Annotated in this window: 21 protein-coding genes and 1 riboswitch; of the genes, 10 read left to right on the top strand and 11 right to left on the bottom strand. The window is 48.9% G+C overall.

Annotated elements, in window-relative coordinates:
• Window positions 1-11: 11 nt before the first annotated feature.
• Genes ACQ5DJ_RS14395 through ACQ5DJ_RS14385 form a run of 3 tightly spaced genes read left to right on the top strand, consistent with a single transcriptional unit; the run spans window position 12 to window position 3219 of the window.
• Complete coding sequence (locus tag ACQ5DJ_RS14395; protein WP_429843066.1) at window positions 12-1289, top strand: efflux RND transporter periplasmic adaptor subunit; 1278 nt, start codon at window positions 12-14, stop codon at window positions 1287-1289.
• Between the two features lie 26 nt (window positions 1290-1315).
• Entirely contained in the window at window positions 1316-2035 is a 720-nt protein-coding gene (locus ACQ5DJ_RS14390; protein ID WP_007724719.1) for an ABC transporter ATP-binding protein, read from the top strand.
• Entirely contained in the window at window positions 2032-3219 is a 1188-nt protein-coding gene (locus ACQ5DJ_RS14385; RefSeq protein ID WP_429843065.1) for an ABC transporter permease, read from the top strand. Before ACQ5DJ_RS14390 ends, ACQ5DJ_RS14385 begins: the two co-directional genes overlap by 4 nt.
• Before the next feature lie 59 nt (window positions 3220-3278).
• On the opposite strand, the gene ACQ5DJ_RS14380 is transcribed toward ACQ5DJ_RS14385, so the two are convergent.
• From ACQ5DJ_RS14380 to ACQ5DJ_RS14370, 3 genes are read right to left on the bottom strand one after another with little or no spacing between them, the layout of a single operon-like run.
• Complete coding sequence (locus ACQ5DJ_RS14380; protein WP_007724726.1) at window positions 3279-3455, bottom strand: hypothetical protein; 177 nt, start codon at window positions 3453-3455, stop codon at window positions 3279-3281.
• 48 nt (window positions 3456-3503) lie between these two features.
• Window positions 3504-3650: a hypothetical protein gene (locus ACQ5DJ_RS14375; protein WP_007724729.1), complete on the bottom strand. Its 147-nt coding sequence runs from the start codon at window positions 3648-3650 to the stop codon at window positions 3504-3506.
• Entirely contained in the window at window positions 3650-3922 is a 273-nt protein-coding gene (locus ACQ5DJ_RS14370; RefSeq protein WP_429843064.1) for a DUF3886 domain-containing protein, read from the bottom strand. The genes ACQ5DJ_RS14375 and ACQ5DJ_RS14370 overlap by 1 nt, the downstream gene beginning before the upstream one ends.
• A 97-nt stretch (window positions 3923-4019) precedes the next feature.
• Here ACQ5DJ_RS14370 and sspK point away from each other — a divergent pair, with 97 nt between their 5' ends.
• Window positions 4020-4151 carry a small acid-soluble spore protein K gene (gene sspK, locus ACQ5DJ_RS14365; RefSeq protein ID WP_007724732.1) on the top strand — a complete coding sequence of 44 codons (132 nt, stop codon included), beginning with the start codon at window positions 4020-4022 and terminating at the stop codon, window positions 4149-4151.
• Window positions 4152-4173: 22 nt separating this feature from the next.
• Here the strand turns inward: sspK and ACQ5DJ_RS14360 are convergent, their stop codons facing one another.
• Window positions 4174-5010: a glycosyltransferase family 2 protein gene (locus tag ACQ5DJ_RS14360; RefSeq protein ID WP_429843063.1), complete on the bottom strand. Its 837-nt coding sequence runs from the start codon at window positions 5008-5010 to the stop codon at window positions 4174-4176.
• Window positions 5011-5136: 126 nt separating this feature from the next.
• Here ACQ5DJ_RS14360 and ACQ5DJ_RS14355 point away from each other — a divergent pair, with 126 nt between their 5' ends.
• The 4 genes from ACQ5DJ_RS14355 to ACQ5DJ_RS14340 all read left to right on the top strand — a co-directional run bounded on the left by ACQ5DJ_RS14355 (window position 5137) and on the right by ACQ5DJ_RS14340 (window position 8673).
• Complete coding sequence (locus ACQ5DJ_RS14355) at window positions 5137-5493, top strand: DUF3905 domain-containing protein (RefSeq protein WP_429843169.1); 357 nt, start codon at window positions 5137-5139, stop codon at window positions 5491-5493.
• Window positions 5494-5635: 142 nt separating this feature from the next.
• Complete coding sequence (locus ACQ5DJ_RS14350; protein WP_429843062.1) at window positions 5636-5938, top strand: iron-sulfur cluster biosynthesis family protein; 303 nt, start codon at window positions 5636-5638, stop codon at window positions 5936-5938.
• A gap of 68 nt (window positions 5939-6006) precedes the next feature.
• A complete protein-coding gene (locus tag ACQ5DJ_RS14345) occupies window positions 6007-7119 on the top strand; it encodes a site-2 protease family protein (protein WP_429843061.1) in 1113 nt (370 codons plus the stop codon).
• A 216-nt stretch (window positions 7120-7335) separates the two neighbouring features.
• A complete protein-coding gene (locus tag ACQ5DJ_RS14340) occupies window positions 7336-8673 on the top strand; it encodes a hemolysin family protein (protein ID WP_429843060.1) in 1338 nt (445 codons plus the stop codon).
• Between the two features lie 98 nt (window positions 8674-8771).
• Here ACQ5DJ_RS14340 and ACQ5DJ_RS14335 read toward each other — a convergent pair whose 3' ends face one another.
• The 3 genes from ACQ5DJ_RS14335 to ACQ5DJ_RS14325 form a co-directional block, all read right to left on the bottom strand.
• Window positions 8772-9749 (bottom strand): cation diffusion facilitator family transporter, encoded by a 978-nt coding sequence (locus ACQ5DJ_RS14335; protein WP_429843059.1) that lies wholly within the window; start codon window positions 9747-9749, stop codon window positions 8772-8774.
• A 146-nt stretch (window positions 9750-9895) separates the two neighbouring features.
• The gene (locus ACQ5DJ_RS14330) at window positions 9896-10210 is read right to left on the bottom strand and encodes a DMT family transporter (protein WP_144617646.1); all 315 of its coding nucleotides are present in this window, start codon (window positions 10208-10210) and stop codon (window positions 9896-9898) included.
• The gene (locus ACQ5DJ_RS14325) at window positions 10207-10560 is read right to left on the bottom strand and encodes a DMT family transporter (protein ID WP_144617647.1); all 354 of its coding nucleotides are present in this window, start codon (window positions 10558-10560) and stop codon (window positions 10207-10209) included. Before ACQ5DJ_RS14325 ends, ACQ5DJ_RS14330 begins: the two co-directional genes overlap by 4 nt.
• 143 nt (window positions 10561-10703) lie before the next feature.
• A riboswitch (guanidine-I (ykkC/yxkD leader) is annotated at window positions 10704-10807 on the bottom strand.
• 147 nt (window positions 10808-10954) lie between these two features.
• Here ACQ5DJ_RS14325 and ACQ5DJ_RS14320 point away from each other — a divergent pair.
• Window positions 10955-11425, top strand: a complete 471-nt coding sequence (locus tag ACQ5DJ_RS14320; protein ID WP_429843058.1) for a low molecular weight protein-tyrosine-phosphatase — start codon at window positions 10955-10957, stop codon at window positions 11423-11425.
• Window positions 11426-11451: 26 nt separating this feature from the next.
• Here ACQ5DJ_RS14320 and ACQ5DJ_RS14315 read toward each other — a convergent pair whose 3' ends face one another.
• Entirely contained in the window at window positions 11452-12270 is an 819-nt protein-coding gene (locus ACQ5DJ_RS14315) for an alpha/beta hydrolase family protein (RefSeq protein ID WP_429843057.1), read from the bottom strand.
• A 203-nt stretch (window positions 12271-12473) separates the two neighbouring features.
• On the opposite strand from ACQ5DJ_RS14315, the gene ACQ5DJ_RS14310 reads away from it, so the two are divergent.
• Window positions 12474-12854, top strand: a complete 381-nt coding sequence (locus ACQ5DJ_RS14310; RefSeq protein ID WP_429843056.1) for a winged helix-turn-helix transcriptional regulator — start codon at window positions 12474-12476, stop codon at window positions 12852-12854.
• 564 nt (window positions 12855-13418) lie between these two features.
• Here the strand turns inward: ACQ5DJ_RS14310 and motB are convergent.
• From motB to ACQ5DJ_RS14295, 3 genes are all read right to left on the bottom strand, one after another.
• Window positions 13419-14228 (bottom strand): flagellar motor protein MotB, encoded by an 810-nt coding sequence (motB, locus tag ACQ5DJ_RS14305; RefSeq protein WP_017249990.1) that lies wholly within the window; start codon window positions 14226-14228, stop codon window positions 13419-13421.
• Window positions 14221-15036 (bottom strand): flagellar motor stator protein MotA, encoded by an 816-nt coding sequence (motA, locus tag ACQ5DJ_RS14300; protein ID WP_144617652.1) that lies wholly within the window; start codon window positions 15034-15036, stop codon window positions 14221-14223. The genes motB and motA overlap by 8 nt, the downstream gene beginning before the upstream one ends.
• A gap of 91 nt (window positions 15037-15127) precedes the next feature.
• Complete coding sequence (locus tag ACQ5DJ_RS14295) at window positions 15128-15859, bottom strand: ZIP family metal transporter (protein ID WP_017249988.1); 732 nt, start codon at window positions 15857-15859, stop codon at window positions 15128-15130.
• Between the last annotated feature and the right edge of the window lie 116 nt (window positions 15860-15975).

Here is a 15975-nt window from a genome sequence, read left to right as displayed (position 1 = left end):
GGAGAATGAACATGAAAAAACGATGGTGGATCATCGGTTCCGTCGTAGTCCTCCTGGGCATCGGGGGCGTTGCGTTTTCCATGATGGGATCGCAACAAGCTATGGGAATGCCTGTCAACATCGGCGCACCAACGAAATCAGCTTTGGAAAGCAAGGTTTTGACATCAGGGCTCGTCACCGTAGAAGACAAGCTCAAACAGTACGCCAACGTCACTGGAACCTTACGCGAGTTTGTCGTCAAAGAAGGCGACAAGGTGAAAAAGGGACAAGTGATCGCGAAAATCGACACGTCCGATGTCGATAGCCGAATCCTCGAGCTGGAAGCGCAAATGGACTTGGCCAAAGCCAACCTCGCTAAGGCACAAATCGGCAACGAGCCAGAAGAAGTCGCACAAGACCAAGAACGTGTCTCCCAAGCCCAGCGTGAATACGATGCGGCAAAGCGAGAATATGATCGGATGAATCAATTATTCACTTCTGGTGCTTCTACCCAGCAAGAGCTGGACAAGTTGAAATCACAAATGGATAGCGCTCTATCTACGCTGAATGTCGCCAAGCAACAGCTCGCTCTCAAACAAAAGGGGCCACGCAAGGAAGACGTTGCCGCTCAGCAAGCCCAAATCAACAAGCTGAATGTAGATAAAGCACAGCTGAATAAAGAACGAGTCCAAAGCGTCGTCGTAGCACCTATGGATGGAACCGTCATTGGCGTTGCAGCTGATAACGGTCAATACGTCAACAAGGGAACGGAAATCTTGACCCTTGCCAATCTAAACAATCTGTTGATTGAAGCAGACATCAACGAATCCGATGTCAACAAGCTCAAAATCGGTCAAACTGCCACGATTGAAGGCGTGACACTTGGCAAGAAAAAGCTGAATGCGGAAGTAGTTCGCATCTCTCCAACCGCGACCACTACTGCCACCAAGTCGGGGCAAGGTGAAAAAACACGCGTCAAAATCACCCTCAAACCATCTGGAGCTCTATCTGCTTTGAAGCCTGGCTTCCATGTGGACATCAACATCTCCGTCGAAAAAATCGATAATGCCATGCAAGTGCCAATCGAAGCTGTACAGCAAGATGCTGACGGCAGTACCTTTGTCTGGGTATCTGCTAACGGTGTTGCGAAAAAGCAGAAGGTAGAAACCGGCATGGAAAATGAGTTGTTCACTCACGTCAAGTCTGGACTTAACGGTGATGAGCAAGTGATTTTAGGCCCTGTCGAATCCCTGACTGAAGGAGCTCCTATCATGCCAATGAGTGGCGGCGGCGCACCAATGGGTATGTAAGACGTAAAGAAGGAGGTCAGCCGACGATGCTTCATGTAGAAGGCTTGACGAAAGCATACAAGACGGGTGATACCGTACTGCCCATCTTAAAAGGTGTCTCCCTGCTGGTGGAACAAGGCGAATTCGTTGCCATCATGGGGCCATCAGGATCAGGGAAATCGACGTTTATGAACATGCTGGGCTGCCTGGATCGTCCAGATTCGGGTTCGTACATGCTAGACGGCATTGAGGTTAGCAGCCTGAAGGATACGGAGCTCGCCGTTGTTCGCAACCAAAAGATCGGCTTTGTGTTCCAATCGTTTAATCTACTCGCCCGCTCTAGCTCCTTGCACAATGTAGAGTTGCCGATGATGTACGCGAATGTCAGCCGCTCAGAACGACGTAAACGGGCTACAGAAGCACTCAAACGAGTGGGGTTGGCTGAACGCATGGACCATAAACCAACCCAGCTATCCGGTGGTCAAAAACAGCGTGTAGCGATTGCCAGAGCACTGGTCAATAAACCAGCCATCCTGCTGGCAGACGAACCAACGGGAAATCTGGACAGCCGCTCCGGGGTCGAAATCATGGCCATGTTTCAGGAACTGCATGCGCAGGGCGTTACGATCATTCTCGTTACCCACGAATTGGATATCGCCCAGCACGCTGAGCGGATTGTGACTTTCAAGGATGGCGTGATCATTCGCGATGAAAAGGTTACGGAGCGGATATTCTCCAAGCCGTCTGACGAGGTGATTGTCACATGAATTTTATGGAAAGCTTTAACACCGCCGTGGAGGGTATCTGGGCGAATAAAATGCGCTCGATCTTGACCATGCTCGGGATCATCATCGGGATTACCTCCGTCATTGTCGTCACGGCACTCGGTGAAGGTGGACAGAGAGCCATCAACGAAGAGATGGAAAAGTTCGGGCAGAACACGTTTAACGTCTTCATCGATTGGGAGACAAAAGAAGAAATAGCCTCAGAAGACATGACCGTAGAAGATACCGAGGTGCTCGGCAGGATTAGTCCTGCCATCGAATACATCGTGCCTTCCAACTCCAGTACGATTGATTTGAAGGGTCCGAAAAAAGAAGAGCGAGTCTCCCTCACTGCCTCCACTGCTGATTATTTTTCGATGCAGTCAACATTGAAAGTGGCAAAAGGGCGACTTTTCAACGAGGTAGATGACAAAGAGCAACGTGCTGTCATCGTCCTTGAAGAAGCTCTTGCTCAAAAACTGTTCGGTCAAATGAACCCGATTGGTCAGCGTGTTCGCTGGGGGAATCAATCTCTCGTCGTAATCGGGACGTACACGGAAGAGAAGTTCAAGTTCGATATGGCAACGAGTTATGGAGCGATTATTCCCATTCGTTACGAAATGAGCCTGCAGGAAGAGCCTTCTGTCCAAATGATCATGGGAAAAGCGATCGACAAAGCCTCTGTCGAACCAGCCATGCAGCAGGTCAAACAGTACTTGAGCCGCAAGCATCAAAAGGAAGACCATTACAGAGTTCGCAGCATGCAAGAATCAATGGATCAGTTTAATCAAATGACGGGCACCTTGACGCTGATCTTCAGTATCATCGCAGGTATCTCCCTCGTGGTTGGCGGCGTCGGCGTTATGAACATCATGCTCGTATCCGTGACAGAGCGTACTCGCGAAATCGGGATTCGCAAAGCATTAGGAGCACGCCGACGAGATATTTTGATTCAGTTTTTGATTGAATCGGTTATCGTCTGCTTGATCGGTGGACTGATCGGGGTGTTGTTTGGCCTTGGTATTGCTTCAATCATCGCCTATTTTGCACAGTTGCCGCCGCTTATGTCCTGGAACAGCGTATTTATCGCATTCGGCTTCTCCAGTGCCATCGGTATTTTCTTCGGCCTCTATCCGGCCAATAAGGCAGCCAAGCTCGATCCAATCGAAGCACTGCGTTACGAATAAGGAAAAATGGTTTTTCCAAAAAACAAGCACCTGTAAGCTCTCTGGCTACAGGTGCTTGTTTATGTTGGCAACGTATCAGTTACCAGCTTCAAAAGAAAAAAAAGCGCAATCCCCACGCTCGCGACTGTCCACCAGAGCGGCTTGCTGTCAGCCTTTTCTGCCTTGTAGATCCCGATTAACTTCCAGGTACCCACCGCCACACACAAGAGGCTAAACAGGAGCAGGATTGTCCCCATGACTTCCCTCCCCTCACTCCTAGCTATATGGGGATGAGAGAGAAAAAATCACTTCTTCGGGTCCTTTTTGCCCAATCGACCGAGGACCATCCGGCCCCGTTCCTTGATGGATTCGTCCTTGATATCTTGTTGACGCTTTTTCATCAAACCATTTTTGGAAGTATCCGGTCGGTCCGTTTGCCGTCCATCTCGCATTAGCTGTACTTGCCTCCGCTTTTTTTCTCATAATCGTCCAAAAGCTCACCAAAGCTCTTGTTGCGCTCGCGTTCTTCCTGCTCCCGGCGCTTTTGTTCGGCTGCTTCCTTCGCTTGGCGCTCGCCTTCTGTCTTCATGTCTTTTTCAAGCTGCTTGAGTGCTCCGAGCGCATCTGCATTCAGCATATCCTTCAAACTGTTCAATCCGCTTTTCGCGTCTGTTGTAGTTGTTGTCACTTCTTGACGCTGTGGTTTTCGTTGTTTTTTCGCCATTGAAATTGCCACCCTTTCCCTATCCTCATTCTGTCCTCATTCTCTGGTCCCATCCGGGTCATACTATCTTCATCTTTCACAAAGAGGAGGACATCACATGGTTCGTAACAAAGAAAAAGATTTTGGAAAAACTGCTGAAATCCGAGGACCCAAAGCCCAATCCGAGGCTGTCCGCTCTGACGGCTCCATTAATAGTGAACCACAAGAAAGGCTAAAAGAAAACCGCTAACAAAAAAACCGCCGGGCAGCCATTATGCTCGGCGATTTTTACTGGGCGGCGGGTTTTGTTGGCTTACTTTTCGAATAGCGCGTTCCTGCTTCAGCAAGGTGAGCTTCTCGTCAAATTGGAAAGAACATCCGACTTTTAACAATCGTTTGGCAAAGTCCCGCTCCATTTCGATCCGTGGCAATACTCGAAAAGCTCCTGCCCTCCTGGCATCCTCACGCAGCAGGGAAACATGCTGTGTGGAAAACATCGTCCAGGGCGAACGATATCGCTCGAGCTTTGCCCCGTATTTTTCCCTGATGCTCATCCGCTTCAGGGAGACGGGACAGGGCAAGCCAATTGGCGCGAACTGTCCGTTTGCAATTTGATTTTCTTCCAGTAACGGTATCGTTTTGACCAACGTATGCGGTCGCTTAATATGTGGATTTTGTTCCAGCCATTTTTGACATTCGGCATGCTGACTGGCGCTAAACTGAGGTTCGTATACGGAGTAAATCCTCCTCGTACAAAGCCCCAGCAAAATCATATCCTGTACCCGCTCGTGAGCCTGCTGATGTACGCCGATAAACTCGCGGGGAACCATCATATTACACGCTACAAATACGAGCAGTTCACCTTTCGCCTGCTGGATTCCCGTGTTAAACAGGCGGGAGAGCGAAACACGTCTGCGAAAACGCACCACTTGCAAAGAATAATATGCGGTAAAGCCAGCCAGCTTCTCTGCCAGCCCATCTGTGGAGCCGTTATCCAGCACGATCACTTCATATTTTTCAAAATCGGCAAACTGCAAGTTCAGGCTAAATAAGGTATACAGAAGCTGATGGGCTGCATCTCTGACGGGAATGATCACACTCGTTAACATCAGATCTTCCCCCTTTTTTTAGCATATGCGGCTGGGTCTCATTTGGGCTGGGCGCGAGCTGCCCTCCGAAACCGAATAAGGGGTCAGTGACTGATGCATGCTATGGGATAAAAGGAGGTCCAGATGATGGATAACGATAAGCAAAAGAACGACAAGACGAAGGATATTTCCCTCGATGGGACGCTGCCGCATCAAATCAGTGCTCCTGACTTCAAAAACTCGTCCCGTACAATTCAAACGCCATTCGTCAATGAGTTCGGAGTCGTCATCGGTGACAGCTTGTACGAGTCCAAGGAATCTCCCTTACACAACTGGAGCACTGAAACCGATCCCTCCATCATGGCAGGGGACCAGTGGGTACATCCGACCAACGACATTGGCTGGAACTCGATAGAAAATCGTGAGCTCCTCGAGGATCAAGAAGAACAAGATGGAGCGCGTTTTATGCACCCGACCTTTGATGTGAGCAAAGGCAAGGACTAACGCTAGCTTTTTCATGCAGCCCGTTCGGCAGAGACACCTCTGACCGGACGGGTGTTTTTGGATTGCGCTTGCACCTTGAGCTTCGGGACACTACTCTGACTTGTGTTACAATGGAAGACAAGTAGCAGAAAGGAGCTAGTCCATGAGTATCACACTTGCGATAGAGCCTGCGTTTTCGCTTGCCTATCAACGTTATGCCGACTTTGTACCTGGAGATACGCTTCGATTGTATGTACGAACAAGCGGCCCTAGGACCGGTGGTATGTTTTATGCGATTGAAAAAGATGAGGCCCTCACCGACGATGCTGTGTTTGAAGTAGAGGGGTTGCGATTTGTCATTCGTCCAACTGATTTCTGGTATTTCGACGGTGGACATCTGAGCTACAATCCGCTCTATGGCGAGTACGGCTTTCACTTCACTAACCCTCGTCTGGATGAGAACTAGAATAGAAACTTCTCTTGGTGTGATTCGTAAGAAGGAATATCTGCCTATATCTTCTGGGAGGAAAAACGATGAAAAAAAGCCGTTCAGTCCTTTTGGCGATCGGTGCTTTCTTACTTGCCAATTTAAAATGGATACTTAGCATACTGAAGTTTTCGAAATTCGGGACCACCATTATATCCATGGGGATTACCTTGTGGGCGTATGCCATTTTTTACGGATGGAAATTCGCTGTGGCTCTCGTCTATCTGATCTTCGTCCACGAAATGGGCCATGTGATTGCCGCCAAGCGAAAAGGAATCGCGACCTCACCCGCTGTCTTTATTCCTTTTGCCGGAGCCTTCATTGCCATGAAAGACATGCCGCGAGATGCAAAAACAGAGGCGTACTTAGCCTACGGCGGACCCTTGGCGGGGATGATTGCATTCTTGCCTGCCCTTCCGCTGTATTGGTATACGCAGGACCCTTTCTGGGGGTTGGTTATCTACTTGGGTGCTATGCTTAATTTATTTAACCTACTGCCCATCTCCCCGCTGGATGGCGGACGCATCGTTTCGGTATTGTCGACGAAAATTTGGTTTATCGGGTTAGTCGGGCTGGGCGTTATGCTGTTTGCCAACCCAGGACCGATTACCGTGTTCATTTTCATCATCGGCTTGATTACGTGGTACAACCGCCTACGTGGTAGCTATCAACAAAAGCTCCTGCACTACGAGCGCGAAAGGATTGCAGACTTTCAGCAAAGCATAGCCAAATGGCCCACATTGGAATCGACATGGGATATCCGCATGCAAATGAATGCCGAGGTAAATGCGATCAATCAGGAAGATTTGAAGAAATTTTATGTTCCGTTTTTGCAGGACAAGCAACGCCTTCAGCGTGACTTCAAGCGACTCGATAAAGTGTATCTGAACAGAAAATGGGAACTGTTCAGACTGTGGGAACGAGAGCCTGTTTTGTATTACGATTCGGACCCGAACCGACCGATCCCATCGGATGCACTTCGTGATGGGGAACGTGCAGCGCAAGAGAGATTAGCCGAACTGGATGAGCAAATGCACCAGCTCACTACGTATTACGATGCGCCTGCCTCTACGAAGTGGAAAGTGTTAGTGGCCTATCTCGGTCTAGCTGCTGTGCTGTCAGCGTTTTTCGTATACGCCCAACAAATTCTGCACAGGTAACCGCTTGCACTTTGCATTGCTTGACAGAAACGGATGCCTATCTGCGGCCTTCTCCGAGCGCAAAAACGTGCGCTACGGTTATCTGAGGGTCGCTCTTCCCGACCAAAAGGGCAGAAACGCCCCCTACGGTGGTATATCGCTTTTGTGCGTTCCACCCAATCAGAGTAAAATAGAAAATAGTACTTTCATAAAATTCCAGAGAGGATGACTTTTTACTTGGACACCGTCCCGATAGTGCTCAACCTACTGCTTGTTATATTTCTTGTTTTTCTTAACGGCTTTTTCGTAGCCGCAGAGTTCTCACTCGTGAAGGTGCGGCAAACGCGCCTGACACAGATGGTGAATGAGGGTAACAGACGTGCAGTCTATGCCCAAAAAGTAACGCATAAGCTAGACGCCTACCTATCTGCCTGCCAGGTCGGGATTACTCTCGCCTCGTTGGGACTGGGTTGGGTCGGGGAACCGGCCATTGCCCATATGATTGTGGAGCCTTTGCTTGGATCTTCAGGATTGCCTGAATATGCGATCTCCGCGATTTCTTTTGGTGTAGCCTTTGCGATTATTACGTTCCTCCACATTGTCTTGGGTGAGTTGGCTCCGAAATCATTGGCCATTCAAAAAGCAGAAATGACCTCGTTGTGGGTTGCCGCGCCATTGATGTTTTTCTATAAATTGCTTTACCCGGCTATCTGGTTCCTGAACGGAACAGCCAACGCTCTCATGAGACGACTCGGACTCGAAGCCATCTCGGAACATGAAGCGGCACATACCGAAGAAGAAATTCGCCTGTTGGTCAACCAAAGTCACCAAAGTGGCCATATCGACCAAACCGAATTGGCTCTTGTGGAACAAGTTTTTGACTTCTCCGAAACCGTTGCTCGGGAAACGATGATCCCGCGCATTGATATGGTTTGCTTATATACGACGAATACCTTTGAAGAAAACCTAGAGATTATCCGCTCGCAGCGCCACACACGTTTTCCAGTTGCAGATGAGGACAAGGATAACATCATCGGTTTTGTCCATGCGACAGACTTCTACCTTTCTGCCTTGCAAGACGGAAGCGTGGAGCTGGATTCGTTGGTCCGCCCTGTCCTGACCGTACCGGAAACCATGGAAATCAGCACGGTATTGCGCTTGATGCAGAAAAACCGTTCGCAGCTCGCGATTGTCATCGACGAATACGGCGGAACAGCCGGTCTCGTGACGATGGAGGATATTCTGGAAGAAATCGTTGGGGATATCCAAGACGAGTTTGACGAGGAAAGACCAGAGATTGAGAAGCTGGACAATGGCCTCTCCGTATCCGGTATGCTCGTGTTGGCTGACCTGAATGACCATCTTCCGTTCGAACTCGAATCCGAAGATGTAGACACAATCGGTGGGTGGTTGTACAGCCAGCTGGAAGAAGACATCGCTGTTGGTGCGACAGTAGAATGGGAAAACTACCTGTTCACCGTCAAACAGATGGATCATCACCGTGTCACACGCGTCCTGATTACGCGTTTGGAAAATGATGAATCGGAGCAACAAGAACTGTTGACCGTCTCCTAATCATCACACGTTTCGCTCAAACCAAAGCCCCACACCTGCTTACTTGGCTGGTGCGGGGCTTTTCTAATTCGCAGGTGAGTTTCTTCGCCCCCGTTCGTCTAAGGGGTTCCCTGGCCCGTAAGTTGCTTCCAGTCGTTCACACCGTTGTCCTCCAAAATTCCCATCGTCACATCGCTAATATCCGGGTCGGTGAGCAAGCTGTCGCGAATGCGGTATTTAATATCATCTGCTACAGCAAGACTCAGTCCTGTCCGCAACTCTACATAGCACTCCACATGGTAAAAACGCCCTTCCTGTACAATCCGCATCCGGTTGATGTCCGTCACATCCGGGTCAGCAAAAATGACTTTGGCTACCCGATCCTCGATTTCTTTGGGAGCTGCAATACCAATCAAACCGACCATGTTGTCGTACCCTACCTTGAATGCCACACCCACCATGAGAATCCCGATCAGAATGGTGGCAATCCCGTCCAGCAAGGCAAAGGAAGTAAACGTAGTGACGATAACGGCAATCAGCGCCAATAACGCACCGAGGGTTGCCACGATGTCTTCGTAAAAGACAAGTCGTGTCGGTGGAGCCGCACGTCCTACATTCCGAAAGGCTGCAGGGATGACAGCAAAGCCCTTCGCTTCCACCCGAGCTTCATGAACGATTTCGAACATTACTTTCACAAGCACGTATCCATCCACGATGACCGCCAGAGACAAAATAATGAAATTCAACCAAAAATGGCTGGATTCTACTGGCTCGGAAATGAGATGGAAACCTTTGATAATAGTTTCGTAGGCCATGACGGTTACGACGATCACCGCGACCATACAGAAAATATTGATGACACGACCAAAACCTGTAGGGAACCTCGGTGTCGGTTTTTTCTCTGCAAGTACGCTGCCAAAGAAAACGAAGAACTGGTTGACCGCATCGGCTACCGAATGCATCGCCGACGCAAACATGGCTCCACTCCCACTATAGACTGCCGCAAAGCCTTTTGCGATAGCAAGCCCAGTGTTCCCCAAAGCCGCTGTCGCCGAGGACATATTTCCCTTTTTTAGCGTTGCCCAGAAAGAGCCCATGGTGCTGCCATTCCCTCCTTGAACGAGACGATTTTCTTTACTATTCCCTATTCGAAAGGAGTGTTCCTATTGAGAAATGGAATATATGCACAAAGAAAAGGCAGACATCCGAAGTGGAATATCTGCCTTTCCTTATTACCGCTACCTTATGCGACTAATTTCAATCCTGCTACTGCTATAATCACCACGGCGATGCACAAGATCCGCAGCTTGTCTTTTGCTTCTCCATAAAATATCATCCCGACAAGAGCACTACCTACCGTACCAATCCCTGTCCAAACCGCATAGGCCGTTCCCATAGGGATTTCTCTCATCGCAAGAGACAGAAGAAGAAAGCTGATCGAAAAACCGCCGATTAGTACCGCGAAGGAACGGAAAGAAGGCTTCGTGTTGACCTGTGTAATCCCCATCACGCCTACGACCTCAAACAACCCTGCAAAAATTAAGGATAACCATGTCATGCCACTTCACCCTCCCTCTTCGGCTTCTCTTCATGATCCGGTGTGACCAGCTTCAACCCAAGGATTCCCCCCAGAAGAAGCGCGATCAAGCCTACTTTTGTCCAGCTGAATGGTTCTCCAAACAGGACCATTTCGCTAATAACGGTACCGGCTGTACCTAAACCGACGAAGATCGCATAAACCGTACTCGTCGGTAGCTTTTTCCCTGAATAGACCAAAACACCAAAGCTGATAATAATCGCTACGATGGTCAACGCCCATGACCAAAAGCTGTCGGCGTGCTTCAAGCCCGCTACCCACATGACTTCAAATACTGCTGCCACGACAACCATCAACCAATATTTCCCCATGTTCTGACTCCCTCCTCTTTCTTTTACGTTCATGGCAACGGACGTATCCGTTTTTATCGTTCCCCAAAATACATACTCATCCAAGATGGCTCATGCTTTTTCCGAATGCAAAAAAAGCCTCGGGTGAATACCATCACAGATATTCCTCCCGGGCTTTTATCCCTCCGTGTACACGACCGTGGTCGTGGGTTTTCTCTCGGTCCTGACCGGCCAGATGACTGACCGCGGAACCCTAGAAAACTCAGTACATATGCAGTTCTTTTCTTGGGGTAACTGTCCTTATCATATCAAAAAACGCTGCATTTGGCAATGAACGTGCGACACTTCGGCAAAGGACCACCTTATGGTATTCTACAAAGAGAAGCATGATATAAAGGAAGAGAGGAACGTACGTATGACGAAAGTGTTGTTCGTTTGTCTGGGCAATATTTGTCGCTCGCCTATGGCCGAAGCCGTATTTCGACAGCTCGTAGAGGCTGAGGGATTGGCTGGGGAAATCTCCATCGATTCAGCAGGGATCGGTGGTTGGCACGCTGGGGAACCTCCTCACAAAGGTACACAAAAGGTGTTGACCGAGAATGGGATTGCGCATGATACACTGCGTGCTCGCCAAATCATCACACAGGACTTCTCGGAGTACGACTACATCGTCTGCATGGATGAGGAAAATTTGTCTGCACTCAAGCAGATGGCGCCTTCAGGGAAAAAGGTGAACCGCCTGCTCGACTTTGCCGATTCTGCCCAGGAACAAAATGTGGAGGACCCTTATTATACGGGGCGTTTCACCTATGTGTACGACCTGGTGAATGCGGGTTGCCGCGGGCTGCTGAACGAAATCAAAGCCAATATCGCAAAAAAGGGATAGCCCGTCACCAGGGCCATCCCTTTTCCTTATACGGCAACTGTCTCCTTCTCCTGCAATCTTGCCAGCCAGCTCTTCGTACTCGCAATCAAGCGTTTGTAGCTGTCTGTCGAAGAAAAGGTATGGTCTCCTCCGACTACTACTTCTGTTTCGCAGCTCCCCCGTCTCCGCAGATGCAGCTCTCGCTCGTAGTGGAACATGGCATCCACCGCAATGACGTCATCCCGATTGCCATGCAGGATTAACACATCTCCCTCAAACTGCTTGGCTTGACGCAGCGGAAGAGCGGTACCCAGCGACTGGAAAAATCTCTTCTCCAAACCGTAGCCCATATGATCGGCTTTGCCGTATGAAAGTGCTTCCTTGTATTCCTTCTCCCCCACGATCCGAACGATATCATCGAAGGGTCGTGCTACCGGTGCCCATAGGATGAGCGAGTGTATTCGTTTATCCTGGCTCGCTGTCAGTACACTGACCGCACCACCCAAACTATGCCCTAACAGGCACACGCGCTCCTGATCTACCTGTTCCAACGTGAAAACATGGTCAAGGACGTCACGTGTTTGCGTAAGTAGAACATCCAAACCACCTGCACCATAATTGCCATCACTTTCCCCGCAGCCTCCGTAATCGAAGCGCAATACGCCAAAACCGTGTGAAGCCAGTTCTCTGGCAGCTTTTACAAACAAGCGGTTCACTCCAATCCGACTGCCAATAAAGCCGTGGCAAATGACAACCAACGGGTACTTCATTCTGGTCTTGCCTGTTGTGCATGTAGGTTCATGCAGGGTAGCCGTCAACGAAATCGTGTCGCTAGGTATTTGCAAAATCCGTTCCAAAGAACTCACCTCTTTTATTGTAAGTATTCCGAGCTGTTTACTTAGTTATTATGTTTATTATCTTCATTTTCATGAACGCTGTCAAGATGAACCAGAAAACTCAATGAAAAATCATCTCGCACCGTTTATGATGGAAGGGAACGAGGCGCAACATAAGAATGCTTGCTTTGCTGGAGCTGTTGCACCGAAGATAGGATTGTGAGGAGAAAACTATGTCCGACTTGCGGAAAGAAACCTTGGAAAAAATAAAAAACGGTGATTTCACTTGTTCCAAGGAGCTGACCTTGTCTATGTTCAGCGGAAAATGGAAAGTCGTGATCCTGTGGCATTTAGGGGTAGAAGGCCCGCATCGCTTTAGCGAGCTGCAACGGCTGTTTCCGAAAATCACACATAAAATGCTGACGAATCAGTTAAAAGAGCTAATCGAAGACGGGATTGTTCACCGGGAAGTATTCCCTGAGGTTCCCCCGCGTGTGGAGTATTCCATGACGGAGTTGGGGATGACTTTGTTGCCTATTGTGGAAATGATGTATGAGTGGGGCGAAATGAGGATGGGGCAATTGAAGCTGGATTTGGGGGAGAACTCAGTATAGCTGTTGTGGTGGGGAGGAAACAGGAGAAAACGCTCAGCTTCTTGGAACACCTGCCGGGAAGCTGGGGGTGCCCGGCTCCGTGAAAAAAAGTGAAACCGCGTCCAAAGTTGACTGTTCAGGAGGCTTCTCAGAGGTGGACGCTAAAGGCAGTTTCTCTTTTTTTCACGGAGCCTTGGTAGGTGTGTCCAAAGATCTTCGCTTATTTCTCCTGTTTCCTCTGCGAACTGTTGTGATTCCACCTGCAATTTTTAAGAAAAAACCTACTAAATGCTACTTTCAAGATGAAGAAAAAAGCCACTTGGGAAGAAGCACATTTCCAGTCCTAGCGCCTCTGGAGCCCCTACTTAGCGGAGAAATGAATGGCGGGGGTTTTCAGCTTCAACCTCTGCGAATACATCCTCGAAGCTCTACTTTTGAAGCGCTCCCGCCATTCATTTCAGAGCGGACAGTCCTTCCCCTTAGTAGGGCGTAGGTCGAAGCGTAGACTGGAAATGGGCTTCTTCCCCTCCACTACAGCTACTAAAAAAACAAAGGATAGCACTCAAGGCGCTATCCTTTTTGTTGTTACGGATTCACACTATTTTTCGGAGGAGATGCCAGATCACGCAGGATCGCTACCTCTACTCGTCTGTTTTTCGCTCTGCCTTCTGCCGTCGTATTCGGCGCTACCGGATGGTATTCTCCCAAGCCTGTCGCGCTGAACTTCGTCGGGTCTAGGTTCTTGTTTTCAAGAAGCACCTTCAAGAAGTTAACCGAACGTTTGGCACTGAGATCCCAGTTGGATGGGAACTCTGCTCGGCGAATTGGCACATTGTCCGTATGACCAGTTACAGTCACTTTTTTCGGGTGAGGCACCAGCATCGCTGCCATTTCAGACGCAAGCTTTCTCGCTTCCGGTTTCAGATCAGCTTTACCGGAGTCAAACAACGCATTGTCCAAAATGGTGATCAGCAGTCCTTCTTCGGTCAGCTTGGTCTGGAGCTTGTCCTGGAGCTTGTTTTGCTGAATGTATCCGTCCAGCTTTGTCTGTAGCTTTTTCAAGTCCTCTGTTTCTTTGCGGACTGCTTCTTCCAGACGCTTTTCTTCTTCCGTCTTCTGTTTTTCTGCTTCCTGTGCGCCTTTGTGCAAGGTTTGCTGCTGAAGTTCCGGGTCTAGCGGTACCGGGCTTGGGTAGTTCATGACTCCCACACCGCCGTTGATTGCAACGTTGAAGGACCGAACCATTTGGTCAAACTTCTTCGCATCCATCTCGCTAGAGGCGAACAACACGATAAACAAAGCAAGCAGAAGGGTAAGCAAGTCCGCGTATGGAATTAGCCAAGACTCGTCCATATGCTCTTCATGATGAGCATGTCTCTTTGGTCGCTTAGCCATTTACCGCAGCTCCTTCCTCCCTCTTCTCTTCCTTCATTTCTTCTTTCATTTCTACACGCTCTTGGTATGGGATGTAAACCAGCAGCTTTTGTTCAATCGCAGTCGGGGATACACCTGCTTGAATGGAAAGCAATCCTTCGACCATGATTTTTTTGATTTCGATTTCTGCCTTTGATTTCCGTTTGAGCTTGGTTGCGAACGGGTGCCATAATACGTAACCCGTGAAAATACCGAGCAAGGTAGCTACGAACGCCGCCGCAATCGATATACCCAATGCATCGATGTCACTCAAGTTACCCAAGGCGGCAATCAGACCGACAACCGCACCCAATACCCCGAGAGTCGGAGCGTAGCTTCCCGCTTGGCTAAAGACGAGTGCCCCTGCCTGATGGCGCTCTTCAATGGCGTGAATTTCTTCATTCAGAACATCGCGAACAAAATCCGGTTCCCCACCATCAATGATCATCTTCATGCCGTTACGCAGAAATGGATCTTCAATCTCATCAGAAGTGTTTTCCAGTGCAAGCAATCCTTCGCGACGAGCGATGGAAGCCCAGTTCATAAACTGACCGATCAATTCTTTTTTTTCAGGGAGCTTTTCTTCTTTAAAAATTATCTTGAAAAGAGCAGGAATACGTTTGATTTCCGACATTGGAAATGCGTTACAGATAGCAGCAACAGTACCTACGATGATGATCATAAACGCTGCTGGATTCAGTAATGCCATCGGACTCGCATGCTTCAAGATCATCCCGACTACTACTGCGATAATACCTAAAACTATACCTATCAAGGTAGACTTTTCCATCGTGACACTCCCTACTTCCATAATCGAAATCTATCTATATATGGTTTCGGAATTTTTGCTCTCACTTGTGAGGCTTTTTGAAAAAAACCGCTCATCCGAACGACTGAACTAGTCCAATCATGACCAAAAGTCCTAGAATGAACGAAAAAGTCGCCGAACGAGCATGACCATCTCCATGGCTTTCGGGGATGAGCTCCTTGTAAACGATAAACAACATCGCGCCTGCAGCAAAGGAAAGCCCGTATGGCACCAGCCCTTGAACCACAGAGGTCAGGTAATAGCCACAGATCCCAGAGACGATTTCGACTGCTCCGGTCATCGTAGCCAAAATAAATGCCTTGAGACGACTGACCCTTTGATTGATCAGGAAGAGAGCGACCAAGAAGCCTTCTGGTGCATTTTGCAGACCGATTGCAAAAGAAATCAGGCCACCCAAGCCGGACTGTTCACTCGAATAGCTCACGCCAACAGACAAGCCCTCTGGAATATTGTGCAAGGTAATTGCGGACAAAATCAGCAACGATTGCGAATCCATCGAAATGTTGATTCTCGTATGCTCCAGATCGATATGCGGAACGATGCTTTCCAACACCGTAAGCAACAATGTTCCGGTAAGCACTCCCAAACAGACGATAATAAATGGCGCGCTATGAAGTGCCTGTGGGATCAGACTGAATGTCGAGGCAGCCACCATAATTCCAGCCGTAAACGCCAGCAATATATCCCGCCATCGATGTGATACCGACTTAAAAAAAAGGATAGGCAAGGCGCCCACTCCAGTAGCCATAGCAGAAAGAAAGCTACCTATCAGTAGTTGTTCCATGTGTGTTCCTCCACGTAATAATGCCGCTCTTCAGATGATACCATTTAGGTTCACGTAAAAAGATATCCGGAACAAACGGCCTTCTACTATCATATTTCCCGAAAGGAGTCGGTACG

The organism is Brevibacillus sp. FIR094 (genome assembly GCF_050477165.1).
Taxonomy (GTDB): Bacteria; Bacillota; Bacilli; order Brevibacillales; family Brevibacillaceae; genus Brevibacillus.
This window is presented reverse-complemented; position numbering and strand designations above follow the sequence as displayed.